Raw genomic sequence first — 24336 nt, forward strand, 5'->3', positions numbered from 1 at the left:
CAGAATCACCAAGGGCTTCGCGGGCCAGATCTTGTAGGCGAGCAACCAGTGGAACACGGCCAGAGGCGCCGCGAGATAGACCCAGCGATGAATCACCCGCCACCTCATCGGCCCCAGCCACCGAATCGCGCCGTTCGAACTGGTCGCCGCCATCACCAGCAGAATCACCAGCACTGCCATCCCGATCGTCAGATAGGGGCGCTTGGCGATGTCCCTCAGCATCTGCGGCCACAGCAGCCCCATATCGAGGATCGCCCATGCAAGCAGGTGCAATCCGGCATAGCTGGCTGCCAGCAATCCCAGCGGCCGCCGGAACTTCACCAGATTGACCCGGGCGATCCGCAGGATCGGCGTCACACAGAGCGAGGCGATGAGGAAATAGACCGCCGTGCGGCCCAGCCGGTGCTCGATGTCGCGCACCGGATCGACGCCGAGGTTCCCCGCCAGCGTATCCCAGACCAGCAGCGCCAGCGGCAGCACGCCCAAACCCCAGACCATGCCTGTCGGCAGGCGGCGAATACGATCCATCAGTAATCCCGCGCCAGATCCATCCCGGCATACATCTGCGCGACCTGATCGCCGTAGCCGTTGAACATCAGCGTGTCCTGACGGCCGCCGAACAGGCCCGCGCCGATGCGCCGCTCGGTCGCCTGGCTCCAGCGCGGGTGGTCCACCTGCGGGTTCACGTTGGCATAGAAGCCGTATTCGCGGGGCTGCATCGCCTGCCAGGTGGTGACGGGCTGACTGTCCGTGAGGGTGATCTTCACGATGCTCTTGATCGACTTGAAGCCGTATTTCCACGGCACGACCAACCGGATAGGCGCCCCGTTCTGGTTGGGCATCGGCCTGCCGTAAAGCCCCGTGGCCAGGATCGTCAGCGGGTGCATCGCCTCGTCCAGCCGCAGCCCCTCGCGGTAGGGCCAGTCCATGCTGCGGCGGCGCTGCTCGGGCATCTCCTCGGGGCGCAACAGCGTCTCGAAAGCCACGAACCTGGCCCCCGGCTGCACGCCCACCTTGTCCAGCACGCTTGCCAAGGGGATACCCAGCCAGGGAATCACCATGCTCCATGCCTCGACGCAGCGCAGGCGGTAGATGCGTTCCTCGACCGCGTTCTCGGGGGCGAGGTCGGCGACCGAGTAGCTGCCGGGCCGGTCCACCAGCCCGCCAACCTCGACTGCCCAGGGGTCGGTGGTGAGCTGGCCCGCGTTCTCGGCCGGGTCGGTCTTGCCGAAGCCGAATTCGTAGAAGTTGTTGTAGTTGGTGATCTGCTCGAAGCTGTTGGGCTCCTCAACTGCCGCCAAGGCGGGGGCGGCCGCGGCCACGCCCAGACCCGCGATAAAGGCGCGGCGGTTCAGAAACAGCGCCTGGGGCGTGACGTCGGACCAAGACAGCTTCATGGCATTTCCCCTTCGGATAGCATCGCAAAAACGCGGGCCAAGGCATCAACGATCCTGCCCGCGCCATCACGTTCCCGGCAAGGAAAAGGCCCCGGCCCATGAAGGCCGAGGCCGATCCGCTTATTGCAGCACGACATCTGCGGGGCGCTCATTACCGCCCTGCGCCCCTGCGCTGACGCGGTCGCCGACGATCAGCCCCTCGGGTCCGGCGGTGACCGTCACGGTCTGGCCGTCCATCACGTCTCCCGACAGCAGCATCTCGGCCAGCGGGTTCTGCAGGGATCGCTGGATCACCCGCTTCAGCGGCCGCGCCCCGAAGACCGGGTCATAACCCTCGTCGGCCAGCCAGGTCCGCGCGGCCGGCTCCACGTCCAGCGTGATGTTGCGGTCCGCCAGGCGCCGCTCCAGCCCGACAAGCTGAATGTCCACGATCGCATCCATGTTCGCCCGGCTCAGCCGGTGGAAGATGATGATCTCGTCCAGCCGGTTCAGGAACTCGGGCCGGAAATGTCCGCGCACCGCCGCCATCACCTCGGCCCGCGCGGCCGAGGACTCGGCCCCCTCGGGCAACTGGCTCAGCGCCTGCGCGCCGAGGTTCGAGGTCAGGATGATCAGCGTGTTCTTGAAGTCCACCGTCCGTCCCTGCCCATCGGTCAACTGGCCGTCGTCCAGCACCTGCAGCAGCACGTTGAAGACGTCCGGGTGGGCCTTTTCGACCTCGTCGAACAGGATCACCTGATAGGGACGCCGCCGCACGGCCTCGGTCAGCACGCCCCCCTCGTCATAGCCGACATAGCCGGGCGGCGCGCCGATCAGCCGGCTGACCGAGTGCTTTTCCATGAACTCGCTCATGTCCACGCGGACCATCGCGGAATCGTCGTCGAACAGATATTGCGCGATGGCCTTGGTCAGTTCGGTCTTGCCGACGCCGGTGGGGCCGAGGAACAGGAAGCTGCCCAGCGGACGCTTGGGGTCGTTCAGCCCCGCCCGTGCCCGGCGGACGGCATTCGCCACCGCTGTCACCGCCTCGGACTGGCCGATGACGCGCTTGCCCAGCACCTCTTCCATCTTCAGCAGCTTCTCGCGCTCGCCTTCCAGCATCCTGCTGGTGGGGATGCCGGTCCAGCGTTCCACCACTTCGGCGATCTGCTCGGGGCGCACGGCTTCCTCGACCAGCGGGCCGTCCTCGTGACCTTCGGTTTCGGCGATCTGCCGCTCCAGTCCGGGGATGATGCCGTAGGACAATTCCCCCGCGCGGGCGAGGTTGCCTTCGCGCTTGGCCTGCTCAAGCTCGGCGCGGGCGCGGTCCAGCTGCTCCTTGACGTGGCGTGATCCTTCCAGCTTGTCGCGCTCGGCCTGCCAGCGGGCGGTCAGTTCCGCCGACTGCTGCTGCAGGTCGGACAGCTGCTTTTCCAGCCGTTCCAGCCGGTCGCGCGAGGCGGTGTCGTCTTCCTTTTTCAGCGCCTCGGCCTCGATCTGCATCTGCAGGATCTGGCGGTCGAGCTGGTCCAGTTCCTCGGGTTTGGAATCGACCTCCATCCGCAGGCGGCTGGCGGCCTCATCCATCAGGTCGATCGCCTTGTCCGGCAGGAAGCGGTCGGTGATGTAACGGTGGCTCAGCGTCGCCGCCGCCACCAGCGCCGCGTCGGAAATCCGCACCCCGTGGTGAAGCTCATACTTTTCCTTGATGCCGCGCAGGATCGAGATGGTGTCCTCGACCGTCGGCTCCTGCACCAGCACCGGCTGGAAGCGCCGGGCCAGCGCCGCATCCTTCTCGATATACTTGCGGTATTCGTCCAGCGTCGTCGCGCCCACGCAATGCAGTTCGCCCCGCGCCAGCGCCGGCTTGATCAGGTTCGCGGCATCCATCGCGCCGTCGGTCTTGCCCGCGCCGACCAGCAGGTGCAATTCGTCGATGAAGAGGATGATTTCCCCGGCGGCGGTCTCGACCTCGTTCAGGATGGCCTTCAGCCGCTCCTCGAACTCGCCGCGGTATTTCGCGCCCGCAACCAGCGCGCCCATGTCCAGCGCCATCAGCTTCTTGTTGCGCAGCGATTCCGGCACGTCGCCGTTGACGATCCGCAGCGCGAGGCCCTCGGCGATGGCGGTCTTGCCGACGCCGGGTTCCCCGATCAGCACCGGGTTGTTCTTGGTCCGGCGGGACAGCACCTGCATGGTGCGGCGGATTTCCTCGTCGCGGCCGATGATCGGGTCGATCTTGCCCTGCTCGGCGGCTTCGGTCAGGTCGCGCGCATATTTGGACAGCGCCTCATAGGTGTCCTCGGCGGAAGCGGAATCAGCCGTCCGCCCCTTGCGGATGTCGTTGATCGCGGCGTTCAGCGCCTGCGCGGTGACTTTCCCCGCGTCCAGCGCGTCCTTGGCCCGCGTGTTCACCATCGCCAGCGCCATCAGCACGCGCTCGACCGGCACGAAGCTGTCGCCGGCCTGCTTGGCGATCTTCTGCGCCTCGTCCATGACGCGCACGAGGCCGGTATCCACGTAAACCTGCCCGTCGCCGCCCGAGACCTTGGGCAGCTTCGCCACCGTCTCGTCCACCGCGCGGCGCACCGCCGCGGCATCGCCGCCCGAGCGGGTGATCAGGTTGGCGGCCAGCCCCTGATCGTCATCCATCAGCGCCTTCAGCAGGTGCTCGGGCAGCACGCGCTGGTTGCCTTCGCGGATCGCGATGGTCTGCGCGGCCTGCAAAAACCCGCGCGACCGCTCCGTGAACTTTTCCATGTCCATCGGCAAAATCTCCTTTGCAGCCCCCGCCTTGGTGCCGCCCGTCATGGCACGGCCCGTCGCGGGTCCTGCAATCCAGATGTGCGCCCCGCGCCGGGGTTTCAAGTCGCCGCCGTCCATGCGAAAAGCCCCTGATTTCGCTGGCGGAGGCACCCTATGGACGACCGGTTGATCGTGGCGCTGGACCTGCCCGATGCGCTGGCCGGACTACAACTGGCCCAGCAGCTTGGCGACACCGTGTCCTTCTACAAGATCGGGCTGGGGATGCTGACCGGCGGCGGGCTGGCGCTGGCCAATGAGCTGAAACAGGACCACGGCAAGCGCATCTTCCTCGACATGAAGCTTTACGACATCGGCGCGACGGTGGAAGCCGCCGTGCGCGGCCTCGCGCAGTTCGATCTCGATTTCCTCACCGTCCACGGCGACCCCCATGTGGTGCGCGCCGCGAAAGAGGGCGCGGCCGGGTCGGACCTCAAGATCCTCGCGGTGACGATCCTGACCTCGCTCGACCGCGCCGACCTCGACGCCGGGCTGATGCGGGCGGGCGACCTGCACGACCTGACCGTGGAACGCGCCGCCCGCGCCTTCGATGCGGGGGCCGACGGCGTCATCGCCTCGCCGCGCGAGGCGCAAGCGATCCGCGCCCTGCCCGGTTCGCGCCTGATCGTCACCCCCGGCGTTCGCCCCGCAGGCGCCGCGCCCGGCGACCAGAAGCGGGTCGAGACCCCCGCCGCCGCGCTGGCCGCGGGCGCCGATCACATCGTCGTCGGCCGCCCCGTCTGGCAGTCCCCCGACCCCCGCGCCGCGGCGCGGGCGATCCTTGCGGAAATCGCTCACCCCCCGCGAGAATCGTGATAGCCTGATCCTCCCGGGGCGCGTGGGGGAGAGAGGCGATGCGGGACGGCGACTTCCACGGCTACGCGGAACGATCCGACAACGACTTGGTGCTGTCCTTCCTGCGGGTCAGGCGGGCCATCGGGCTTCTGGGCTATTTCCTTCCCACCGTCCTCGTCCTGTGGAGCGTGATCTTCGGCCAAGGCCTGCGGCCCAGCATCTCGGCCTATTACTATTCCCCCATGCGCGAGGTCCTCGTCGGTACCCTTTGCGCCATCGCCGTCTTCCTGTGGAGCTACGAGGGCTACCGCCCCCGTCCCGGCGAATGGCTGAGCGACCTCATGGCCGGCCGCGCGGCCTCGCTGGGGGCGCTGGCCGTGGCGCTGATCCCGACCGCGCCGGCCGAGCCGGTGGCCTGCACCCTCAGCCAATGCGTCATCGGCTTCTCGCTGGCCGGCACGCTGCACTGGTTGGGGGCCGGCGCCTTCTTCGGGGCGCTGGCGCTGTTCTGTCTGGTGCTCTTCGTCCGCGGGGACCATCCCGACGCCGAGAAGACCGCGAGCAACCGGATCTACCGCGCCTGCGGCTGGATCATCGTCGCGGCGCTGGCGCTGATCGGGCTGATCCTGCTGTCGCCCGATCCGGTCAAGACGCAGCTTCTGCCCCTGCGCCCGGTGTTCTGGCTGGAAACCATCGCCACCTTCGCCTTCGCGACCTCGTGGATGGTCAAGGGCGACGCCATGCGCCCGATGGTCCGCGCCGTCGCCGCAGGCAACCCACCGTAGGGCGCGTGCCCGGCAGGCACCGCTACCGCCCCAGCATCTCGCGCACGATGTTCCGGAAATGCGGCACCGCGTTCGGATGATCCACGAACTCGGCCACCGGCATCAGCCGCAGCTCGGCCCCCTCGTCGCCCAAGGTCGCGCCCGCAGCCTCCACGGGGGTGATCTCGGCATGGAAGTACCAGCCCGCCCGCCCCGGCCGGTGCGGCAGCTCGCGCGCATGGCCGCGCAGCCGCGCCCGGTCCAGCCGCAACCCGGTTTCCTCGAAAAGCTCGCGCAGCGCGCAATCCTCGGGCGGCTCGTCCCCTTCGCGCCGTCCGCCCGGCAGGTCCCAGGCCCCCGGCCAGTTGATGGTGGGGATGTCGTCTCGGCGCAGGACCAGCAGGCTGTCGCCGCAGGTCAGCACCAGCTTCGCCCCGCTCCAGCGCATCCCGCCCGGCCCCGCCCTCATTCCGCCGCCAGCGGCAGGCCGGTGCCGTCCAGGGGCAGCGCCGCGACATGCGCGATCACCCCGCCCAGACGGCGGGCGAGGTCGTCAAAGCCCCGGTGCGGCCGGATCGCCGCCTCATCCATGTAAAGCGAGCGGTCGATTTCCATCTGCACCACATGGCAGCCCCGCAGCGGCCGCCCGTAGGCCGACGCCACATGCGCCCCCGCGAAGGGAGAGTTGCGGCGCACCCGGAACCCGGCGCCGATCAGCGCGCCATGCACCGCCTCGCTGATCGCGGGGTCGGCCGAGGCGCCGTTGCGGTCGCCCAGCACGATGTCGGGCGGCGGCGCCTGCAGGTGCAGCAGCGCCTCGCGCGGCATGGAATGGACGTCGATCAGGATCGCGCGGCCGTGTCGCGCCACCGCTTCGGCCATCAGCCCTTCCAGCGCAGCGTGATAGGGCCGCCACAGCGCGTCGATCCGCCGCTGCGCCTCGGCCAGGGTCAGCTTGCCGCGGCGGATCGCCCGGCCCTGGGCCACGACGCGCGGGATCACGCCCAGCCCCGACTGGATGCGCGGATCGGCGCGGCGCGAGGCCGCGCCCTCGATCGCCGCCGGGTCAAGCTCGTCCGCGCCCCGGTTCAGGTCCACCACGCAGCGCGGCACCCGCGCGGTCAGGGTGACGGCCCCCGCCGCCACCGCGGGCGCGATCAGCCGGTCCACGAAGGCATCCTCGGACGAGCGCAGCGCATGGGGGTCCAGCACCGATTCGGCCAGGAACCAGCCGGGATAGTCGCGCCCCGAATGCGGCGAGGCGAAGATCACGCCCCCCACCCAGTCGGCCGGCCGCGCGATGTCAAAGGTCGGGCCGTCAGGGGCAGGCATCGGGATCATCGGCACGGGCCTCTCATCATCGTTGCAAGCCTGCTGTATAGCCGAAGGGGGCAGGCTGAAAAAGGGCACTTGCGGGGCGCGGGCGCGGGCCTTATAGACACGCGGACCAACGCGATTCCGTTCCGCAAGGGGCGGGTCCGGCTGGCACGGGCGGTTAGCTCAGCGGTAGAGCACTACGTTGACATCGTAGTGGCCACTGGTTCGATCCCAGTACCGCCCACCATTCTTTCGCCGCCCTCGGCATGTCACCGGGGGCATTTCAGTTTCAAGGCGCGATGCGAGCGCCGCGAAGAGGGAGAAAACCGATGAAGGTTCGCAACTCGCTGCGTTCGCTGAAAGAGCGTCACCGGGACTGCCAAGTGGTGCGCCGCAAGGGCCGCATCTACGTGATCAACAAGACCAACCGCCGCTTCAAGGCGCGACAGGGCTGATCGCCCCCGGCCTGGCCGGACAACGGAAAACGCCCGCAGCCCCGTGCTGCGGGCGTTTTCCGTTTCCGAAGGGCGTTTCCTCCGGCACCTGCGGCGCGCACTTGCCTTGCCCAAGTCCCCGCTGCTCGCGGTCTTCCGGCGGATCGTTGCCTTTTGTGGATCGGGGTGGCGCGGCAGGTGCGTGCGAAGCATGCACCCTACAGGACGTCCAAGGCCCTTCGGCACCGTAGGGTGCGTGCTTCGCACGCACCACTCCGCCGCCCCTTCCCTTTCACCTCCCCCGCTGCGCCCGCAGCCGGGCCAGTTGGTCAGCGCTCAGGAAGCCGGTCGCCGCCAGCCCGTTGTCGCCCTGCCAGGCCGAGATCGCCCGCCGCGTGCCCGGCCCGAATCGCCCGTCCACGCCGTTCGGCTCATAGCCCAGCGCGCTCAGCCGGGCCTGCACCTCGACCCGCGCAAGATCGGTCAGACCCAGCCCCGCCTCGTCCGCGGCCGAGGCCCCCGGACCTGCCGCAGCCGGCGGCGGCGTCGGAGCAGTGGTGGAAGACGCAGGCGCCTCTCCCTTCAGCAGCCGGACCTGCTCGGCCGTCAGGTAGCCCGTCGCGGGCGCCCCCCGCCCGGCCTGCCAGTCGCGGATCGCCCGGCGCGAACCCGAGCCGAAGGTGCCGTCCACACCGCGCGTGTCATGGCCTGCCACGACCAGCGCCCGCTGGACCGCCGTCCGATCCTCGCGCGTCAGGTTCAGCGCCGCCTCGGCGCGCTGGGCCTGCTCCTCCTCTGTCAGCACCCGCCCGGCCGGGGTGGTGCCCGCGTTCAGCAGCGCATCCGCAGCGGCGCGGGTCAGGAAGCCCGTCGCGGGCAGGTTGTTCGCCGCCTGCCAGGCGGTGATGGCGCGGCGCGAACCCGGGCCGAAGGCCCCGTCGATCCCGCGCGTGTCATGGCCAAGCTGCGTCAGCCGTGACTGGATGATGCGCTTTTCCGTCGCGGTCAGGCCCAGCGCCGCCTCGGTCTCGGCCGTGGCCCCCGTTGCCGGCGCGGTCGTCGTCGGGGCAGGCGTGGCGGGCGCGGGCGCTGTCCCGGTTCGCAGTTCCTGCGCCTGCGCGGCGGTCAGGTAGCCGGTCGGGGCAAGGCCCCGGCCCGTCTGCCAGGCGACGATCGCGCGGCGGGTGCCCGAGCCGAAGGTGCCATCGATCCCGCGGGTGTCATGCCCCAGCAAGGTCAGCCGCGACTGGATCGCCCGCCGGTCCTCAAGCGTCAGCGCCAGCGCCGTCTCGGCCTGCACCGCTTCCTGCGGCACGGCCGGTGCGGGTGCGGGTGCGGGACTCGTGGGCGGCTGCGTGACAGGGGTCGGAACGGGCGCGGGCACCGGCTGCGTGGCAGGGGACGACTGCATCGGCGGCAAGGGCGTGCCCGTGATCGGCGCCGATCCCGCCTGCAACTGGCCCAGCCGCGCCCGCGCCTGCGCCGCAAAGGCGCCAGCGGGGAAGGTGGACAGGTAGTTGCGGTAGGCATCCGCCGTCCCCCGCCCCTGCGCCAGCCGCCACAGCGCGTCGTCCTCGGCACTGGCGGGCGCGTCGGGCGGGATCGCCTGCGCCATCGCACCGCCGCCGGGCGCGGCACCCACCAGGCCCGCCGCCAAAGCCGCCACCACAAGGGCGGTGATCCGCCCCTTCAACCCTTTTCCGACCATGCTGGTCCCCCTTGTCAGGGGCCGTTTCAGCCGTAGCTGCGCCGATCCTCGATCACCTTGCCATCGTTCGGCAGCGACCCAGGGGCGACCAACTCGACCCGGCCCTTCAGCTTGAGTGCATCGAGCACCGACGCCTCGTATAGCGCGGGGTTCTGCTGCATTGTTTCAAGTTGGACAACCATCACGTCCATTTCATCCGCACGATCCGCGATGACACGGGCGCGTGACACCTCGGGGTGGCGGGCGACAAGCTGGGCCACCTGTTCGGGGCGCACGAACATCCCCTTGATCTTGGCCGTCTGGTCGGCGCGGCCCATCCAGCCCCTGATCCTCATGTTGGTCCGCCCGCAAGGGCTTTCCCCCGGCATCACCGCCGAGAGATCCCCGGTGGCAAAACGGATCAGCGGATAGTCCGGGTTCAGCGTGGTCACGACGACCTCGCCCACTTCGCCCTCGGGGACCGGATCGCCGGTGCCGGGGCGGACGATTTCCACGATCACCCGCTCATCGACGATCATCCCCTCCATCGCCTCGCTCTCATAGGCGACCAGGCCGAGGTCAGCGGTCGCATAGCACTGCAGCGTGGCGATGCCGCGATCCGCATAGCTTTGCCGCAGCGAGGGGAAAAGCGCCCCCCCCGACACCAGCGCCCGCTTGAAACCGAGTTCCACCCCCATCTCGTCGGCGCGATCGAGGATCACCTTCAGGTAATCCGGCGTCCCCGAATAGGCCGTGGTCCCGATGTCAGAGGCAGCGCGGACCTGCAATTCCGTCTGCCCCGTCCCGGCCGGCAGCACCGCCGCGCCCACGGCGCGGGCGGCGCTTTCGAACATCATCCCGGCGGGCGTTAGGTGATAGCCGAAGCAGTTCTGCAGGATGTCGCTGCTGGACAGCCCCGCCGCGAAGGCAAAGCGCCCCAGCCGCCACCAGTCGGCATCCACGCGGCCCGGTTCATAGATCGGACCGGGCGACTGGAAGACATGGTGGAACTCGTGCGGGTGGCGGGTGGTATAGCCGCCGAACGGGGGCTTCTTCTTCTGCGCCTCGGAGAGTTCCGCCTTGCGGATCACCGGCAGGCGGGCAAGGTCGGCGCGGCTCCGCACCTCGGCCGGCTCCACGTCGCGCAAGGCACGCGCCAGCGCGGGCGCCGTCTGCGCGTTCGAGATCGCGCGGGCCAGCGCATCGGCCAGATCGGCCTCGCGCTCGTCGCTGCTGCGGATTTCCAGGTCGTCGTAATTGCTCATGGAAGTCTCTTCCCTGAAAAGTGGCTCAGGCCAGCCAACGCTTGCGGCGGCGATAGGATCGCACGTCGCGGAAGGACTTGCGGCCCTCGTCGGCCATCCCGAGGTAGAACTCCTTGACGTCGGGGTTCTCGCGCAGGGCGGCGGCCTCGCCGTCCATCACCACGCGGCCGCTTTCCAGGATATAGCCATAGTGCGCATAGCGCAGCGCCACGTTGGTGTTCTGCTCGGCCAGAAGGAAGGTCACGCCCTCGCCCTCGTTCACCTTCTTCACGATCTGGAAGATCTGCTCGACCAGTTGCGGGGCAAGACCCATCGATGGTTCGTCCAGCAGGATCGTCTCGGGCCGGCTCATCAGCGCCCGGCCCATGGCGGTCATCTGCTGCTCGCCGCCCGAGGTATAGCCGGCCTGGGACTTCCGCCGCTCGCGCAGGCGCGGGAAGTATTCATAGACCATTTCCAGGTCGCGCTTCACCGCAGCCGCGCCGTCGCCGCGGGTATAGGCGCCGGTCAGCAGGTTTTCCTCGACCGTCAGGTGCTCGAAGCAATGGCGGCCTTCCATCACCTGGATGACACCCTTCTTGACCAAGGCTGCGGGGTCCAGGTCGGTGACATTCTCGCCCCGGTAAGTGATCGCGCCCTTCGTCACCTCGCCGCGCTCGGACTTCAGCAGGTTCGACACCGCCTTCAGCGTCGTGGTCTTGCCCGCGCCGTTCCCGCCCAGCAGCGCGGTGACCGAGCCCTTGGGGACCGACAGGCTGACCCCTTTCAGGACCAGGATGACATGGTTGTAGATGACCTCGATGTTGTTGACCTCAAGCAGCGCCTCGTCCGCGCGGGCGGTGGTCAGGGGTGCAGTGGCAGCGTCCAGCATCTCGGGCTCCTCAAGGGGGATGCCCCGGCGGCAGACCGCCGGGGCGCGTGGATCAGTTGCAGCGCGGCTGGATGTTGTTTTCCGCGGCGAAGGCCTGGGCGTCGGCGGTGATCAGCGGCTGCAGCACCTCCTCATCCGGCTGGATGAACTCGGTGATGAGCTTCCACTGCTTGGCCGATGCGTCCCACTGCTGGATCATCCCCATGCCGCTGCCGCCGTGGTTCTGGCAGGACAACTGGAACGGCTGGCCAAAGCCGGGCAGGCCCAGTTCCGCCATCCGCGCCTCGGTGATCTCCAGCGCCTCAAGACCGTCGCGCATCTGCGCGGGGGTGATCTCGGGCGTCCCGGCCAGTTCCTGCGCCTTCTTGATCCCCTCGGCGATCACCAGCGCCGCATACATGCCGCGCGAATACATGGCCTTGCCAACATGCTGACCGCCGCCGCTGGCCTTGTTGGCATCCAGCACATGGGTCTTGAGGTCGCCGTAGAAGGGATAGTCCATCCCGACCCCGTTGAAGGTCGCGGACTTGTAGCCGTTGGCGGCCGCGCCCGCCGGTTCCACGTCCACCTCGCCGCCGGCCCACCAGATGCCGATCAGGTTCTCCATCGGATAGCGGATGTTGGCAGCTTCCTGAATCGCTGCCTGGTTCATCACGCCCCAACCATAGAGAATCACATGATCGGGCTTTTCCCGGCGGATCTGCAGCCACTGCGACTTCTGCTCCTGCCCCGGAGGATCGACGGGGATCTGGGTCAGGGTGAAGCCGTGCTTCTTGGACAGCTCCTCCAGCGTGCGGATCGGCTCCTTGCCGAAGGCCGAGTTGTGATAGACCAGCGCGATGGTCTTGCCGTTCAGGTCGCCCCCGTTCACGTCCAGCAGGTGCTTGACGATGACCGAGGCGCCGTCCCAGTAGTTCGCGGGTGGGTTGAACACCCACTGGAAGACGCTGCCGTCCTTGGCCGAGGTCCGACCGTAGCCCGGCGTCAGCATCGGGATGCCGTCGGAGGAAACCTTGGGGATCAGCTGATAGGTAATGCCGGTCGAGAAGGGGTTGTAGACCAGCGCGCCCGAACCCTTGGTCGATTCATAGCACTCGACCCCCTTTTCGGTGTTGTAGGCGGTCTCGCATTCCGGCGTCAGGACGCGCTGGCCGCCGATGCCGCCGTCGCGCTCGTTCAGCAGGGTGAAGTAGTCGTTGAAGCCGTCGGCATACTGGTTGCCGTTCGCGCCGTAAGGGCCGGTGCGATAGCTCAGGTTCGGCACGGTCAGGTCGGCCAGGGCCGGGGCTGCGGCCATCATGGCGGCGGCGACGGCGGCAGCGAAGCGAAGTTTCATCAGGTTCCTCCCAGAAGATTTATGGTTGCGCCGGGTTCGGCCCGGTTCTTGTCAATGCGGGAACGGCCAGAGCCGCAGCTTTTCCTTGGTCAGCCGCCAGAGCTGGGCCAGCCCATGCGGCTCGACGATCAGGAAGAAGACGATCAGCGCGCCTACGATCATCAGCTCGATATGGGCGGCAAGGTCGGTGGGCCAGCCGAAAGCCCCGACCAGCACGTTTTTCAGGAAGACCGGCAGGACGACAAGAAAGGCCGCGCCCGCGAAGCTGCCGAAGATGGACCCGAGGCCGCCGATGATGACCATGAACAGCACGAGGAAGGACTTGGTGATCCCGAAGGTCTCGCTGGCTTCCGCCGCGCCGAGATAGATCGAGAACAGCAGCGCCCCCGCGATGCCGATGAAGAAGGACGAGACGGCGAAGGCGCTCATCTTGGCGGTCAGCGGGTTCACCCCGATGATCTCGGCCGCGATGTCCATGTCGCGGATCGCCATCCACTTGCGCCCCGCCGTGCCGCGGGTGAGGTTCCGCGCGACCCAGGCCAGCCCCACCGCGAAGACCAGGCAGACGAGGTATTTTGCCGAGGCCGAGGTCGCCGGGCCGCTGATGACATAGCCCAGGAAGGTGCGTTCCGGCGCGGTGATCTGCCCCGAGGCCGAGTAGTTGTAGAACCACGGCACCTTGTTGAAGAGCCAGACGAGGAAGAACTGCGCGGCGAGCGTCGCGACGGCGAGATAGAAGCCCTTGATCCGCAGGCTCGGCAGGCCGAAGAACACCCCCACGGCGGCGGTGATCCCGCCCGCCAGCAGGATGTGGATCAAGAGCGAGATCTCGGGGAACGAGGTGGACAGCTTGTAGGTCGCATAGGCGCCCACCGCCATGAAGCCCCCGGTCCCCAAGCTGACCTGCCCGCCATAACCGACCAGGATGTTCAGCCCCAGCGCGGCGATGGCATAGATCAGGAACGGCACCAGCACCGCATTGGCCCAGTAGTCCGTGATGACGAAGGGGATCACCCCGAAGGCCACCGCCAGCGTGACCCAGTAGCCCATCCGGTCGAGCTTCAGCGGAAAGGTCTGGCTGTCGTCCCGGTAGCTGGTCTTGAAGTCGCCGGCTTCACGATAAAGCATCGCTTATCCTTTCTGCCCGGTCAGAGCGGGGGCTGTCTGCCCCCGCGCCCCCGAGGATATTTTCACGAAGAAGATGGAGCAGGGGGCGTCACACACGCTCGATGATCCGCTCGCCGAAGAGGCCCTGAGGGCGGAAGACCAGGAAGATCAGCGCCAGCACATAGGCGAACCAGCTTTCCGTCGCGCCGCCGACCAGCGGGCCGATGTAGAACTCGAACAGCTTCTCGCCCACACCGATGATGAGGCCGCCGACGATGGCGCCCGGGATCGAGGTGAAGCCGCCCAGCATCAGCACCGGCAGGGCTTTCAGCGCAATCAGCGACAGCGAGAACTGCACCCCCGACTTGGTGCCCCACATGATCCCGGCGACCAGCGCCACGAAGCCCGCGATGGACCAGACCATGACCCAGATGAAGCGCAGCGAGATGCCCACCGACAGTGCCGCCTGGTGGTCGTCGGCCACCGCCCGCATGGCGCGGCCCTGCTTGGTGTACTGGCTGAAGGCCACCAGCGCCGCGACCAGAAGCGCCGCGATCACCGTGGCCCAGATGTCCAGCCGGTCGATGAAGAAGCCGTAGCCTGTCAGCGCCGCCGTCCATGCCTCGGCCGTGTCGGAAATCCCCTGCGGCAGCCCCACGTCCAGCGTCTTGACGTCAGCGCCCCACATGATGTCGCCGAGGCCTTCGAGGAAATAGGCCAGCCCGATCGTCGCCATGAACATGATGATCGGCTCTTGCCCGACGAGGTGCTTGAGCACCAAGGTCTCGATCAGGATCGCCAGCCCCACCATCACCAGCGCCGTCAGCAGGATCGCCAGCAGCGAGGGCACGGTCCAGCCGAAGGAGGACAGGTGCGTGCCCGTCATGGCGTTGATGAGATGGGCGAAGGGGATCTGGCCCTGCTGGATGCCGACCAGCGTCAGGGCGGCGAACAGCGCCAGCACGCCCTGCGCATAGTTGAAGACGCCGGATGCCTTGAAGATCAGGACGAAGCCCAGCGCCACCAGCGAATACATGACCCCAGCCATGAGGCCGTTCACCAGGACCTCGGAGGCGTAGAGAAGCTGTTCCATCAGCAGGCCCTCCGGGCGCGGTTGCGTCTGCATGGGTTGTGCATCGACCGTGCATCAGTCGTGCATGGTGTGTGCGGCGCCTTTTCAGTCATGGGCCACCCCCAGATAGGCGTCGATGACTTCCTGGTTGTTGCGGACCTCGTCGGGTGTGCCGTCCCCGATCTTGCGGCCGTAGTCCATCACGACCACCCGGTCGGACAGGTCCATGACCACGCCCATGTCGTGTTCGATCAGCGCGATGGTGGTGCCGAACTCGTCGTTCACGTCGAGGATGAAGCGGCTCATGTCCTCCTTTTCCTCGACGTTCATGCCGGCCATCGGCTCGTCCAGCATCAGAAGCTGCGGTTCGGCCGCCAGCGCGCGCGCCAGTTCCACCCGCTTCTTCAACCCATAGGGCAGCCGCCCGACCGGAGTCTTGCGGATGTTCTGAATCTCAAGGAAATCAATGATCTTCTCGACCTGTTCGCGGTGGCGGGTTTCCTCGGCCTCGGCCCGGCCCCACCACAGCGCCTGCTCCAACAGCGACGATTTCATCATCGTCAGCCGCCCGGTCATGATGTTGTCCAAGACCGACATCCCGTCGAACAGCGCGATGTTCTGGAAGGTCCGCGCCAGCCCCTGCCGCGCCACCTGATAGGGCCGCATCTGCGGGCGGCGCGCGCCCTTGAACCAGACCTCGCCTTCCTGCGGGACGTAGAAGCCCGACATGACGTTCATCATGGACGACTTGCCGGCTCCGTTCGGGCCGATGATGGCGCGGATCTCGCCCTCGCGGATGTCGAAGGAGATGTCCTTGATCGCCGTCACCCCGCCGAAGCGCAGGGTGATGCGGCGCAGGTCCATCAGCACGCCGCCGATTTTCCGGCCGTCCGCGGTGATGTAGCCCTCGGCGCCGGGCAGCGGCGCGGGCGCAGTGGGGGCCATGTCGGACAGGATGGTCTGGGAGGTCGGACTCATTCGGCGGCCATCCTCTGCGCGGGCGTGGGGGTGGTGCGGACGTCCTCGATCCGCAACGTGGCCTTCAGCCGGCCCTTGCGGCCGTCCTCGTAGGTGACCTCGGTTTCCGTGTAGACCGTCTTGCGCCCGTCATAGAGCGCGGCGATCAGATCGGCGTATTTCTCGGAGATCACGCCGCGCTTGACCTTGCGGGTGCGGGTCATCTCGCCGTCGTCGGCGTCCAGTTCCTTGTGCAGGATCAGGAAGCGGTGGATCTGGCAGCCCGACAGCATCGGATCCTGCGCCACGCTGGCGTTCACCTCCTCGACGTGCCTGCGGATCGTCTCGTAGACCTGCGGGTGGCCGGCGAGTTCCTGGTAGCTCGCATAGGCGATGTTGTTGCGTTCGGCCCAGTTGCCGACCGCCGTCAGGTCGATGTTGATGAAGGCGGTGCAGTAGTCGCGCTCGTTCCCCAGCACCACGGCTTCAAGGATGTTCGGGTAGAACTTGAGCTTGTTCTCTACATATTTCGGCGCGAACAGCGAGCCGTCCGCCATGCGCCCCACGTCCTTGGCGCGGTCGATGATCCGCAGATGCCCGCTTCCTGGCTCGAAGAACCCGGCGTCGCCCGTCGCGACCCAGCCCTCGCGGTCCTTGGTCGAGGCGGTGGATTCCGGGTTCTGGTAGTATTCGACGAAGGTGCCGGGCGAGCGGTAGAAGACCTCGCCATTGTCCGCGATTCTGACCTCGACGCCGGGCGAAGGCACGCCCACGGTATCGGCCCGCACCTGCCCGTCCGGTTGCTGGGTGATGAAGACCGTGGCCTCGGTCTGGCCGTAAAGCTGCTTGAGGTTGATCCCCAGCGAGCGGTAGAAGTCGAAGATCTCCGGCCCGATGGCTTCACCGGCAGTATAGCCTACGCGGATGCGAGAATAGCCCAGCGTGTTCTTGAGCGGGCCGTAGACCAGCAGGTTTCCCAGACCGTAGCGCAGCCGGTCCAGCGCGCTGACGGGCCTCCCGTCCGTCAGCGCCGTGCCGACGCGGCGGGCAAGCCGCATGTAATGGTCGAAGAGCCATTTCTTGATCCGGCCCGCGTCCTCCATGCGGATCATGACGCTGGTCAACTGGCCCTCGAAGACGCGGGGAGGCGCGAAGAAATAGGTCGGCCCGATCTCGCGCAGGTCGGTCATCATCGTATGCGCGCCTTCGGGGCAGTTCACGCAGAAGCCTGTCCAGTAGGCCTGCCCGACCGAGAAGATGAAGTCCCCGACCCAGGCCATCGGCAGATAGGCCAGCACCTCCTCGGAAGACTTCAGCCCGTCGAATTCCGAGGAATTGCGCGCCGTCTCGATCACGTTGCGGTTGGACAGCACCACGCCCTTGGGCTTGCCGGTGGTGCCGGAAGTGTAGAGCATCACGCAGGTGCTGTCATAATCCAGTTCCGCGATGCGGGCGTCCAGTTCCACCTCGAACCGCTGGTGGGCGACGCGGCCCTCGGCCTGCACGTCGTCAAGCCAGTTCATGCGGGAATGGTCGTATTTCCGCATCCCGCGCTTGTCGGTGTAGATGATCTGGTCGATGATCTTCACGGCCTCCTCGGCCTCGATCACCTTGTCCACCTGCTCCTGGTCGCCGCAGACGACGAAGCGGGCGCCGGAATGGTTCAGCACATAGGCCATCTCGGAGGCCACGGCGTCCTGATAGAGCGGCACGGGAATCGCGCCGCACATCTGGGCGGCCACCATCGACCAGTAATGCGCGGGGCGGTTGCGCCCGATGATCGCCACATGGTCGCCGCGGTTCAGGCCCAGCGCAAGAAAGCCCATGGCCAGCGCGCGGATCTCCTCCTGCGCCTCGGCCCAGGTCCAGCCTTGCCAGATGCCGAATTCCTTTTCCCGACAAGCGGGCCAGTTGCCCAGCGTTGCGGCGTTCCGCGCCAACAGCGCGGGAATCGACCGCAGGCTCGCGTCGGCGGCTGCGACTAGCTTCATCCTCACTCCCTTCGAACGGCATCGGCCGTCGCAGGCGGAACCCCTCTTTCCGCCTGCCCGTCCTGTCTGGCCCGCGAATCTTGCCCGAGTTTTTCCCGAACCTTACGAATTGTTACCGGCTTCCGCGACGGACAAGGCGATGGTAGCCATGGACGGATGACGACGCCGGACAGCCATGACGAACTGATGCAATCCGGGCTGAACCTGATTCAGCAGGCGATTTCCATCTTCGACGCCGATCTGCGGCTGGCGCTGTCGAACCGGCAATACCAGCGGATGTTCGCCCTGCCCGACCGCCTTGTCCGCCCCGGCGCAGGCTTCGAGGACACCATCGCCTATCTCGTCGCCCGCGGCGAATACGGGCCCCAGAACGACCCCCAGGCGGCTGTGCGGATGCGCGTCGATCAGGCGCGCACCTTCCAGCCCCACTATCTGGAACGCACCCGCCCCGATGGCCGCACCATTTCCGTCGAGGGGGCGCCGCTTGCGCAGGGCGGCTGGATCGCCGTCTATACCGACATCACCGACATCAAGCGCACCGAATCGCTGCTGCGGGCGCGATCCGAGGAACTGTCCGGCCAGCTTCTCAGCCATGCCGAGCGGCTGTCGGCCGCGAACCGCCAGCTTGCCGCGACGAACGCCGCGCTCGAGGAAGCCAAGCGCGTGCTGACCGAGGCCGAGGCGCGGACACGGCAGGTCACGGCGATGGTGCCCGCCCATATCGCCCATGTGGACGCCGAGGGCCGCTATACCTTTTCCAACCAGCAGCTTGGCGCGGTCTTTCCGGGCGCCGCCCGCGACATCGTCGGCTGCACGTCGGCCGAGGTCCTGGGCGAGACCTTCGCCCGCATCCGCCCGGCGCTGGACCGGGCGCTTGCGGGCGAGCCGCAGGTGATGGAGGTGACGCATACGGAGTCGGGCCGCCGCATCCGCGTGGCCCTGACCCCCGATCCCCAGGGCGCGGGCGCCTATGTCCTGTCCACCGATGTCACCGCCGAGGTGAACACCCGCGAGGCCCTGACCCATGCGGCGCGGCGGGAACTCGCGGCGCAGATGACCTCGGGGCTGGCGCATGACTTCGGCAACCTGCTGACGATCATCCTCGGGCTGCAGGGGCGGCTGGCGCGGCTGGCCCTGCAGCCCGAGGCCGCGGCGGACGTGGCGGGGACGCTGGCCGCCGCGCGGCGGGGGGCGGCGCTTTTGGACCGGATCGCCACGATCACCGGGCCGCGCCGGCTCACGCCCGAGCCGGTGGACCTGCCGGCCCTGCTGGACCAGCTTGCGGCCATGGCGCGGCCGTCGCTGGGACGCGGGGTGACGCTGGAACTGGACTGCGACCTGCCCCAAGGGGCGGTGCTGCTGGACCCCGGCTCGCTGCAGGACTCGCTGCTGAACCTGATCCTGAACGCGCGGGACGCGATCTCGGGAACCGGCGCGGGGTCGGGCAGCACCCATGGCGCGATCCGCCTGTCCGCCCGCGTCCGCGGCCGCTGGCTGGAACTGACCGTCATCGACAGCGGCCCTGGCTTTGCGCCCGAGGCGCTGGCCCGCGCGACCGAGCCCTTCTTCACCACCAAGCCCGGTCAGGGTTCAGGGCTGGGCCTGCCGATGGTCTATGACCAGACCAAGCTGGCGGGCGGCACCCTGCGGCTGGACAATGCGCCGGGCGGCGGGGCGCGGGTGCGGCTGCGCCTGCCCTTCCAGCGCGTGGCGCGGCGGCTGGTGCTGCTGGTGGACGACGACGACCTGATCCGCGAAACCCTGCGCGAGATGCTGACCGGCATGGGGCAGCAGGTGATCGAGGCCGGCTCGCTGTCCGAGGCGCGGTCGCTGGCCGACCTGCCCGGCCTGTCGGTGATCCTGTCGGACCTGCAGCTGGGCGACGGCTCGGGCGCCGACCTTGGCGCGCTGGGCCTGCCCCTGATCCTGATGACCGCGCGGCCCCCCGATGATCCCGAACGGCAGGGGCTGTCCCAGCCCGTGCTGACCAAGCCCTTCGACGCCGCGTCGCTGAACGCCCTTTTCGCAGGCCTGCCCGATGACAAGTGACCCGCCGCTGATCGCCATCCTCGACGACGAACCCGACATCCGCCGCCTGCTGGCCGACGCGCTGGAGGAGGCGGGCTTCCGCACCGCCGGCTTCGGCCGCGCGACCGAGTTCGAGGCCGCCCTGCGCCGGATGACCCCCGACGCCTGCCTGATCGACCTCGGCCTGCCCGACCGCGACGGGCTGGCGCTGGTCCACCGGCTGGCGACGCAATCTGGCGCGGCGATCATCATCATCTCGGGCCGTGCGCAGGTGCAGGACCGGGTGACGGGGCTGGAACTCGGCGCGGACGACTATGTGATCAAGCCTTTCGACCCCGCCGAGGTCGTGGCCCGCATCCGCGCCCGTCTGCGCAAGCCCGCCCGTGAACCGGCGCGGGGCGGCCAGACCGCCCGCTTCTCGGGCTGGAGCGCGGATTTCGACCGCTACCTGCTGACCGGCCCGGATGGTGCGGAAACGCCGCTGAGCCATGCCGAGGCGGAAATGCTGCGAATGTTCCTCGACAGCCCGCGCCGGCTCATCAGCCGGACGCAGATGCTGGAAACCTTGGGAGGCACGGCGGGCGACAGTTTCGACCGGGCGATGGACGTGCGGATTTCCCGCCTGCGGACCAAGCTTGGCGAGGACCCCAAGAACCCGCGCCTGATCAAGACGATCTACGGGGCGGGGTATATCTTTCTTTCCGAGGTCGGGTGGAACTGACCGGCCGTGCTTTTGCTTCACCGCCCGAGTGGGGGGTTTTCACCCCCTGCTGGGGTCTGCCGGCCCCTTGCTCGCTGAAAAGGTCCACCGGACCCATCCGGCGGAAAAACAACCGTGAAGGTTGTTTTCTGATCCGCCTTCCATCCGGGCGCTCGCAAGCCCCCGGGGGATATTTGGATGAAAGAGAAAGACCGGCAGGCGGGACGGGCGTGTTCCCGAGCGCGTCGCGCCGCAAGGGTTACGGTTTCTCCAGCCGCACGATGAAGAACCCGTCCAGTCCCCCGAGGTCCGGCCAATGATCGGGCCGGGTGCGGATGGCCCCCGCTTCGGTGATCCAGGCGGCGTCCCACAGCGCGGGATCGGGCGCCTCCACCCGCAGGTCGGGATGGCGGGCCAGTGCGGCGTCCAGTTGCGCCTCGCCCTCGGCGGGATGCAGCGAGCAGACGGCGTAGACCAGCCGCCCGCCGGGTTTCAGCAGGCTCAGCGCATGATCGATCAGCCGCGCCTGAAGCCGCACGAGATCGGGGATCATCGCCCCGTCGCGGATCAGGGGCAGTTCGGGATGGCGGCGGATCGTCCCGGTGGCGGAACAGGGCGCGTCCAGCAGGACGGCGTCCAGCGGCGCGGGCGGTTGCCAGTCCAGCGCATCGGCGGCCACGGTCTCGGCGGATAAACCCACTCGGGCGAGGTTCTGGGCCACCAGCGCCAGCCGCTGCGGCGACAGGTCGATGGCGGTGACGTGCACGCCTGCCGCCGCAAGCTGCATCGTCTTGCCGCCCGGCGCGGCGCACAGGTCGGCAATCGTTTCGCCGGGACGAGGGTCCAGCAGCCGCACCGGCAGGGCGGCGGCGGCGTCCTGCACCCACCAGTGGCCCTCGGCATAGCCCGGCAGCGCCGTGACCTGCGTTCCACTGGGCAGGCGATGGCTGCCGGTCGGCAGCGCCTGGCCCGGAGCCTCCCCATTCGGCGTCAGGTCCAGGGGCGCACCCCGCTCATGCGCGGCCTCGATGGCCAGCGCCGCGGCTTCGCCCCAGCGGGCGGCAACGGGGCTGCGCAGCCAGTCCGGCAGGCGCGGAGGAAGCGCGGCGTCCCAGACTCCCTGCGCCTCGGCCGCGCGGCGCAGGACGGCATTCACCATCCCCGCCGCGGCCTTCGCCTTGGGTCCACCCGCCCGCGCCAGCGCCACGGCGGCGTTGACGACGCCATGCGGGGCCTCGTCCTCGCCCAGCATCTCGGTCACGGCAAGCTGCAGCAGGTCCAGCGTCTCGGGCCGGGGGCGGCGGGACAATAGCGGCGCAAGCACCGCCTCGGCCCGGCTGCGGTGCCGCAGCGTCGCAGCCGCAAGCCTGCGCCCACGGGCGCGTTCGGACGGTGGCAGGGCGTCCAGCGCTGCCTCGGCCTCGGACAGCGTGGTCCCCTCGCGCACCGCCGCCAGCAGGCGCAACGCCCCCGCCCGCGCGGCATGAGACGGGGTCTTCCCGTGCCCGGCGGCCGGGGCACCCTTGCGTGCCCGCTCAGCCTGCCCGCCCTTGCGCGGCCTGGACTGCCTGGCCCGTCGCTCGCCTTCAGGCGCGACGCCATGTCCTTCTTCTTCACCCAAATATCCCGGGGGGGCCGACGCAGTCGGCGGGGGCAGAGCCCCCTCCTGCGGTGCCACCACGACCACCCGGCGCCTTGGCCGCGCCTCGGCCCCCGTCTTTTCACCGTCTCGCTTGTCCATCGCGCCTGTTGTCCTTAGCTGAAGGGCAGCGATACGCAAAAAGCGCGGGGTTATCCATGACTGCCGATCCCACGGTCCCGCCCGAGGACCGCCCCGAATGGGGCCATCTACCGCCCCCCGCCCGCCGCGCGCTGGCCGAGGCCGAGGAGCGCCGCCGCACCGCCGCACCCCTCGACCTGCCGCCCGAGTTGGGCGGCCGCGACGGGCCGGAACCCGTCCGCTACGGCGATTACGAACGCAAGGGTCTCGCGGTCGATTTCTGAGCCGCCCGGCTCAAAGCTTCCGCACATAGCGGATCACGGCCCATTGCTCGGAACCGGCTTTCCATACGTCGTCTGCAGCGGCGCGTGACCAGGGTCTGTCCCCGTCTCGATCATGACAAAGGCAAGACCGGCTTTGCGGAACTTCGATGCTGCGCGCTCGATCAGCGCCCGCGCGATTCCCTGTCGCTTGCAAACGGGACCAGCGGCGATGGCGAAGAGTTCGCTTATCCGATCCTCGGGGTGGAAGCGCAGTCCCATCCAGCCAAGGACCGCATCGCTTTTGATAGCCACCCGTGCGCTTCCGCCTTCCGCCGCGAGGAAAGACTGGATGTTCCTGGCCTGCCGATCCCCCAGCCGTGGGGATGGAAGGATGCGCAGACATGCCGGGGAAGGCCCGCCCGCATTCCTGCGGACACGGGCGCCCAGGCCCTTGTCGAAAGGGCCGATATCTGTTTGCCATGCACCGGATCGCAAGGCTCGATCCGCCAGGCCATCCGCTCAGGCCGCCTGCGGGATGGGCGCAAGCGGCACCGGCCTGCGGCGCAAATAGCGGGCATGGCCAAGATCGTCGCTCTTGATCTCGGGGGTGCGGCCGCTGATGAGGTCGGCCAGCACCCGGCCCGAGCCTGCCGCCATGGTCCAGCCCAGCGTCCCGTGCCCGGTGTTCAGCCACAGGTTGCCGATGGGGCTCGGCCCCACGATGGGCGTCCCGTCCGGGGTCATGGGCCGCAGGCCGGTCCAGAAGCTCGCCCGGTCGAGGTCGCCCGCGCCGCCGAAAAGCTCGCCCACCGACTTCGCCAGCGTCGCCCGCCTGCGCGGGGAAAGCGACAGGTCGAAGCCCGCAAGCTCCGCCAGGCCGCCCACGCGGATACGGTCGCCCAGCCGGGTGATGGCGACCTTGTAGGTCTCGTCCATGACCGTGGACACCGGCGCGCGGGCCTCGTCCACGATGGGCAGGGTCAGCGAATAGCCCTTGACCGGATGCACCGGCAGCTTCACCCCGAAGGGCGCGACCAGCGCGGGCGAATAGCTGCCCAGCGCGACGACGAAGCCGTCCGCCACCAGCCGCCCGGCCGAGGTCCGCACGGCGGTGATGCGTGAAGGCGATCCCTCAAGCCCGTGGATGGCGGTGCCGTAAAGGAACGCAACCCCTTCGGCCTCGGCCAGGGCCGCGAGCCTTTGGGTAAAGACGTGGCAATCGCCCGTCTCGTCGTTCGGCAGCCGCAGCCCGCCCGCAAGCAGGTGGCGCGAGAAGGCCAGTCCCGGCTCGGCGGCGACGCAGCCTTCGGCGTCCAGCACCTCGAAGGGGACGCCGTCGGCGCGCAGGACCTCGATGTCCTTCTGCACGGCCTTCACCTGATAGGCGTCGCGGAAGACCTGCAGCGTGCCGCGGGTGCGCTCGTCGTAACGGATGCCGGTTTCGGAGCGCAGCGCGCCGAGGCAGTCGCGCGAATAGTTGGCGATCCGCATCATCCGCGACTTGTTCACCGCATAGGCATCGGCGGTGCAGTTCCGCAGCATCCGCGCCATCCAGCCTGCCCGGGCCGGGTCGGCCGATGCGCGCAGCACCAGTGGCGCATGGCGCTGGAACATCCAGCGCAGCGCCTTCTGCGGGATGCCCGGCGCGGCCCAGGGGGTCGAGTAGCCCGGCGAGATTTCGCCCGCATTGGCGAAGGAGGTTTCCATCGCGGCGGCAGGCTGGCGGTCCACCACCGTGACCTGATGGCCTGCGCGAGCCAGATACCACGCGCTCGTCACCCCGATGACGCCGGCGCCCAGAACGACGATCTTCATGCTTCGACCTTTCCCAAAGGACATTTGCGGAAGGAT

22 protein-coding genes and 1 tRNA gene (1 of these 23 only partly in view) are annotated in these 24336 nt (G+C 68.5%); 7 read left to right on the forward strand and 16 right to left on the reverse strand.

Annotation, left to right across the window (positions count from 1 at the left end; genetic code table 11):
* The 3 genes from JGR78_RS12845 to clpB form a co-directional block, all read right to left on the reverse strand.
* On the reverse strand, positions 1 to 528 hold the 5' portion of the coding sequence (locus JGR78_RS12845; protein WP_182804039.1) for a sulfite oxidase heme-binding subunit YedZ. The gene continues 93 nt to the left of window position 1, outside the view; 528 of the gene's 621 nt are visible here — the first part of the coding sequence; its start codon is at positions 526 to 528; the stop codon falls past the left edge of the window.
* Positions 528 to 1397 carry a protein-methionine-sulfoxide reductase catalytic subunit MsrP gene (gene msrP / locus JGR78_RS12850; RefSeq protein WP_182804041.1) on the reverse strand — a complete coding sequence of 290 codons (870 nt, stop codon included), beginning with the start codon at positions 1395 to 1397 and terminating at the stop codon, positions 528 to 530. Before msrP ends, JGR78_RS12845 begins: the two co-directional genes overlap by 1 nt.
* A 120-nt stretch (positions 1398 to 1517) precedes the next feature.
* Positions 1518 to 4142 carry an ATP-dependent chaperone ClpB gene (gene clpB, locus JGR78_RS12855; protein ID WP_182804043.1) on the reverse strand — a complete coding sequence of 875 codons (2625 nt, stop codon included), beginning with the start codon at positions 4140 to 4142 and terminating at the stop codon, positions 1518 to 1520.
* A 153-nt stretch (positions 4143 to 4295) separates the two neighbouring features.
* Here clpB and pyrF point away from each other — a divergent pair, with 153 nt between their 5' ends.
* Positions 4296 to 4994, forward strand: coding sequence for an orotidine-5'-phosphate decarboxylase (gene pyrF / locus JGR78_RS12860; RefSeq protein WP_182804046.1), 699 nt, complete (start codon positions 4296 to 4298; stop codon positions 4992 to 4994).
* Positions 4995 to 5032: 38 nt separating this feature from the next.
* Positions 5033 to 5758 (forward strand): DUF998 domain-containing protein, encoded by a 726-nt coding sequence (locus tag JGR78_RS12865; RefSeq protein WP_182804048.1) that lies wholly within the window; start codon positions 5033 to 5035, stop codon positions 5756 to 5758.
* Positions 5759 to 5780: 22 nt separating this feature from the next.
* On the opposite strand, the gene JGR78_RS12870 is transcribed toward JGR78_RS12865, so the two are convergent.
* Entirely contained in the window at positions 5781 to 6206 is a 426-nt protein-coding gene (locus JGR78_RS12870) for an NUDIX domain-containing protein (protein ID WP_234450745.1), read from the reverse strand.
* A complete protein-coding gene (locus tag JGR78_RS12875) occupies positions 6203 to 7078 on the reverse strand; it encodes an N-formylglutamate amidohydrolase (protein ID WP_370576529.1) in 876 nt (291 codons plus the stop codon). The genes JGR78_RS12870 and JGR78_RS12875 overlap by 4 nt, the downstream gene beginning before the upstream one ends.
* Positions 7079 to 7226: 148 nt before the next feature.
* Between JGR78_RS12875 and JGR78_RS12880 the strand changes: the two genes are divergently transcribed.
* Together JGR78_RS12880 and ykgO are read left to right on the forward strand one after the other, a co-directional pair.
* Positions 7227 to 7301: transfer RNA gene (locus tag JGR78_RS12880), tRNA-Val, on the forward strand.
* An 82-nt stretch (positions 7302 to 7383) separates the two neighbouring features.
* A complete protein-coding gene (gene ykgO / locus JGR78_RS12885) occupies positions 7384 to 7509 on the forward strand; it encodes a type B 50S ribosomal protein L36 (RefSeq protein ID WP_036720860.1) in 126 nt (41 codons plus the stop codon).
* 271 nt (positions 7510 to 7780) lie between these two features.
* Here the strand turns inward: ykgO and JGR78_RS12890 are convergent, their stop codons facing one another.
* The 8 genes from JGR78_RS12890 to JGR78_RS12925 all read right to left on the reverse strand — a co-directional run bounded on the left by JGR78_RS12890 (position 7781) and on the right by JGR78_RS12925 (position 17774).
* On the reverse strand, positions 7781 to 9196 hold the full coding sequence (locus JGR78_RS12890) for a peptidoglycan-binding protein (RefSeq protein ID WP_182804050.1): 1416 nt from the start codon (positions 9194 to 9196) through the stop codon (positions 7781 to 7783).
* Positions 9197 to 9222: 26 nt separating this feature from the next.
* A complete protein-coding gene (locus tag JGR78_RS12895) occupies positions 9223 to 10440 on the reverse strand; it encodes a phenylacetate--CoA ligase family protein (RefSeq protein WP_182804052.1) in 1218 nt (405 codons plus the stop codon).
* Positions 10441 to 10465: 25 nt separating this feature from the next.
* Complete coding sequence (locus JGR78_RS12900) at positions 10466 to 11311, reverse strand: ABC transporter ATP-binding protein (protein ID WP_182792827.1); 846 nt, start codon at positions 11309 to 11311, stop codon at positions 10466 to 10468.
* A gap of 52 nt (positions 11312 to 11363) precedes the next feature.
* Entirely contained in the window at positions 11364 to 12647 is a 1284-nt protein-coding gene (locus JGR78_RS12905) for an ABC transporter substrate-binding protein (RefSeq protein WP_182804054.1), read from the reverse strand.
* A gap of 51 nt (positions 12648 to 12698) precedes the next feature.
* The gene (locus JGR78_RS12910) at positions 12699 to 13775 is read right to left on the reverse strand and encodes a branched-chain amino acid ABC transporter permease (RefSeq protein ID WP_182792829.1); all 1077 of its coding nucleotides are present in this window, start codon (positions 13773 to 13775) and stop codon (positions 12699 to 12701) included.
* Between the two features lie 88 nt (positions 13776 to 13863).
* Positions 13864 to 14880 (reverse strand): branched-chain amino acid ABC transporter permease, encoded by a 1017-nt coding sequence (locus tag JGR78_RS12915; RefSeq protein ID WP_370576450.1) that lies wholly within the window; start codon positions 14878 to 14880, stop codon positions 13864 to 13866.
* A 51-nt stretch (positions 14881 to 14931) separates the two neighbouring features.
* Positions 14932 to 15771: an ABC transporter ATP-binding protein gene (locus tag JGR78_RS12920; RefSeq protein ID WP_182792868.1), complete on the reverse strand. Its 840-nt coding sequence runs from the start codon at positions 15769 to 15771 to the stop codon at positions 14932 to 14934.
* A gap of 29 nt (positions 15772 to 15800) precedes the next feature.
* Complete coding sequence (locus JGR78_RS12925) at positions 15801 to 17774, reverse strand: long-chain fatty acid--CoA ligase (RefSeq protein ID WP_182804056.1); 1974 nt, start codon at positions 17772 to 17774, stop codon at positions 15801 to 15803.
* A gap of 156 nt (positions 17775 to 17930) precedes the next feature.
* Here JGR78_RS12925 and JGR78_RS12930 point away from each other — a divergent pair, with 156 nt between their 5' ends.
* Both JGR78_RS12930 and JGR78_RS12935 read left to right on the forward strand, forming a co-directional pair.
* Positions 17931 to 19823 carry a PAS-domain containing protein gene (locus JGR78_RS12930; RefSeq protein WP_182792831.1) on the forward strand — a complete coding sequence of 631 codons (1893 nt, stop codon included), beginning with the start codon at positions 17931 to 17933 and terminating at the stop codon, positions 19821 to 19823.
* Positions 19813 to 20523, forward strand: coding sequence for a response regulator transcription factor (locus tag JGR78_RS12935; protein ID WP_182792832.1), 711 nt, complete (start codon positions 19813 to 19815; stop codon positions 20521 to 20523). The genes JGR78_RS12930 and JGR78_RS12935 overlap by 11 nt, the downstream gene beginning before the upstream one ends.
* A gap of 238 nt (positions 20524 to 20761) precedes the next feature.
* Here the strand turns inward: JGR78_RS12935 and JGR78_RS12940 are convergent, their stop codons facing one another.
* Positions 20762 to 22123 carry an RsmB/NOP family class I SAM-dependent RNA methyltransferase gene (locus JGR78_RS12940; protein WP_370576533.1) on the reverse strand — a complete coding sequence of 454 codons (1362 nt, stop codon included), beginning with the start codon at positions 22121 to 22123 and terminating at the stop codon, positions 20762 to 20764.
* Between the two features lie 176 nt (positions 22124 to 22299).
* Between JGR78_RS12940 and JGR78_RS12945 the strand changes: the two genes are divergently transcribed.
* On the forward strand, positions 22300 to 22506 hold the full coding sequence (locus JGR78_RS12945) for a DUF1674 domain-containing protein (RefSeq protein ID WP_182792834.1): 207 nt from the start codon (positions 22300 to 22302) through the stop codon (positions 22504 to 22506).
* 33 nt (positions 22507 to 22539) lie between these two features.
* Here the strand turns inward: JGR78_RS12945 and JGR78_RS18455 are convergent, their stop codons facing one another.
* Together JGR78_RS18455 and JGR78_RS12955 are read right to left on the reverse strand one after the other, a co-directional pair.
* Complete coding sequence (locus JGR78_RS18455) at positions 22540 to 22980, reverse strand: N-acetyltransferase (RefSeq protein ID WP_182792835.1); 441 nt, start codon at positions 22978 to 22980, stop codon at positions 22540 to 22542.
* Positions 22981 to 23004: 24 nt separating this feature from the next.
* Positions 23005 to 24300 (reverse strand): D-amino acid dehydrogenase, encoded by a 1296-nt coding sequence (locus JGR78_RS12955; RefSeq protein WP_182804061.1) that lies wholly within the window; start codon positions 24298 to 24300, stop codon positions 23005 to 23007.
* Positions 24301 to 24336: the final 36 nt, after the last annotated feature.

This window comes from Paracoccus sp. MC1862, assembly GCF_016617715.1.
In the GTDB taxonomy this organism is placed as follows: Bacteria; Pseudomonadota; Alphaproteobacteria; order Rhodobacterales; family Rhodobacteraceae; genus Paracoccus.

Coding starts and splice junctions, on each gene's coding strand:
- msrP (WP_182804041.1), bottom strand. CDS start 1,397: ATGAAGCTGTCTTGGTCCGACGTCACGCCCCAGGCGCTGTTTCTGAAC.
- clpB (WP_182804043.1), bottom strand. CDS start 4,142: ATGGACATGGAAAAGTTCACGGAGCGGTCGCGCGGGTTTTTGCAGGCC.
- pyrF (WP_182804046.1), top strand. CDS start 4,296: ATGGACGACCGGTTGATCGTGGCGCTGGACCTGCCCGATGCGCTGGCC.
- JGR78_RS12865 (WP_182804048.1), top strand. CDS start 5,033: ATGCGGGACGGCGACTTCCACGGCTACGCGGAACGATCCGACAACGAC.
- JGR78_RS12870 (WP_234450745.1), bottom strand. CDS start 6,206: ATGAGGGCGGGGCCGGGCGGGATGCGCTGGAGCGGGGCGAAGCTGGTG.
- JGR78_RS12875 (WP_370576529.1), bottom strand. CDS start 7,078: ATGATCCCGATGCCTGCCCCTGACGGCCCGACCTTTGACATCGCGCGG.
- ykgO (WP_036720860.1), top strand. CDS start 7,384: ATGAAGGTTCGCAACTCGCTGCGTTCGCTGAAAGAGCGTCACCGGGAC.
- JGR78_RS12890 (WP_182804050.1), bottom strand. CDS start 9,196: ATGGTCGGAAAAGGGTTGAAGGGGCGGATCACCGCCCTTGTGGTGGCG.
- JGR78_RS12895 (WP_182804052.1), bottom strand. CDS start 10,440: ATGAGCAATTACGACGACCTGGAAATCCGCAGCAGCGACGAGCGCGAG.
- JGR78_RS12900 (WP_182792827.1), bottom strand. CDS start 11,311: ATGCTGGACGCTGCCACTGCACCCCTGACCACCGCCCGCGCGGACGAG.
- JGR78_RS12905 (WP_182804054.1), bottom strand. CDS start 12,647: ATGAAACTTCGCTTCGCTGCCGCCGTCGCCGCCGCCATGATGGCCGCA.
- JGR78_RS12910 (WP_182792829.1), bottom strand. CDS start 13,775: ATGCTTTATCGTGAAGCCGGCGACTTCAAGACCAGCTACCGGGACGAC.
- JGR78_RS12915 (WP_370576450.1), bottom strand. CDS start 14,880: ATGCAGACGCAACCGCGCCCGGAGGGCCTGCTGATGGAACAGCTTCTC.
- JGR78_RS12920 (WP_182792868.1), bottom strand. CDS start 15,771: ATGGCCCCCACTGCGCCCGCGCCGCTGCCCGGCGCCGAGGGCTACATC.
- JGR78_RS12925 (WP_182804056.1), bottom strand. CDS start 17,774: ATGAAGCTAGTCGCAGCCGCCGACGCGAGCCTGCGGTCGATTCCCGCG.
- JGR78_RS12930 (WP_182792831.1), top strand. CDS start 17,931: ATGACGACGCCGGACAGCCATGACGAACTGATGCAATCCGGGCTGAAC.
- JGR78_RS12935 (WP_182792832.1), top strand. CDS start 19,813: ATGACAAGTGACCCGCCGCTGATCGCCATCCTCGACGACGAACCCGAC.
- JGR78_RS12945 (WP_182792834.1), top strand. CDS start 22,300: ATGACTGCCGATCCCACGGTCCCGCCCGAGGACCGCCCCGAATGGGGC.
- JGR78_RS12955 (WP_182804061.1), bottom strand. CDS start 24,300: ATGAAGATCGTCGTTCTGGGCGCCGGCGTCATCGGGGTGACGAGCGCG.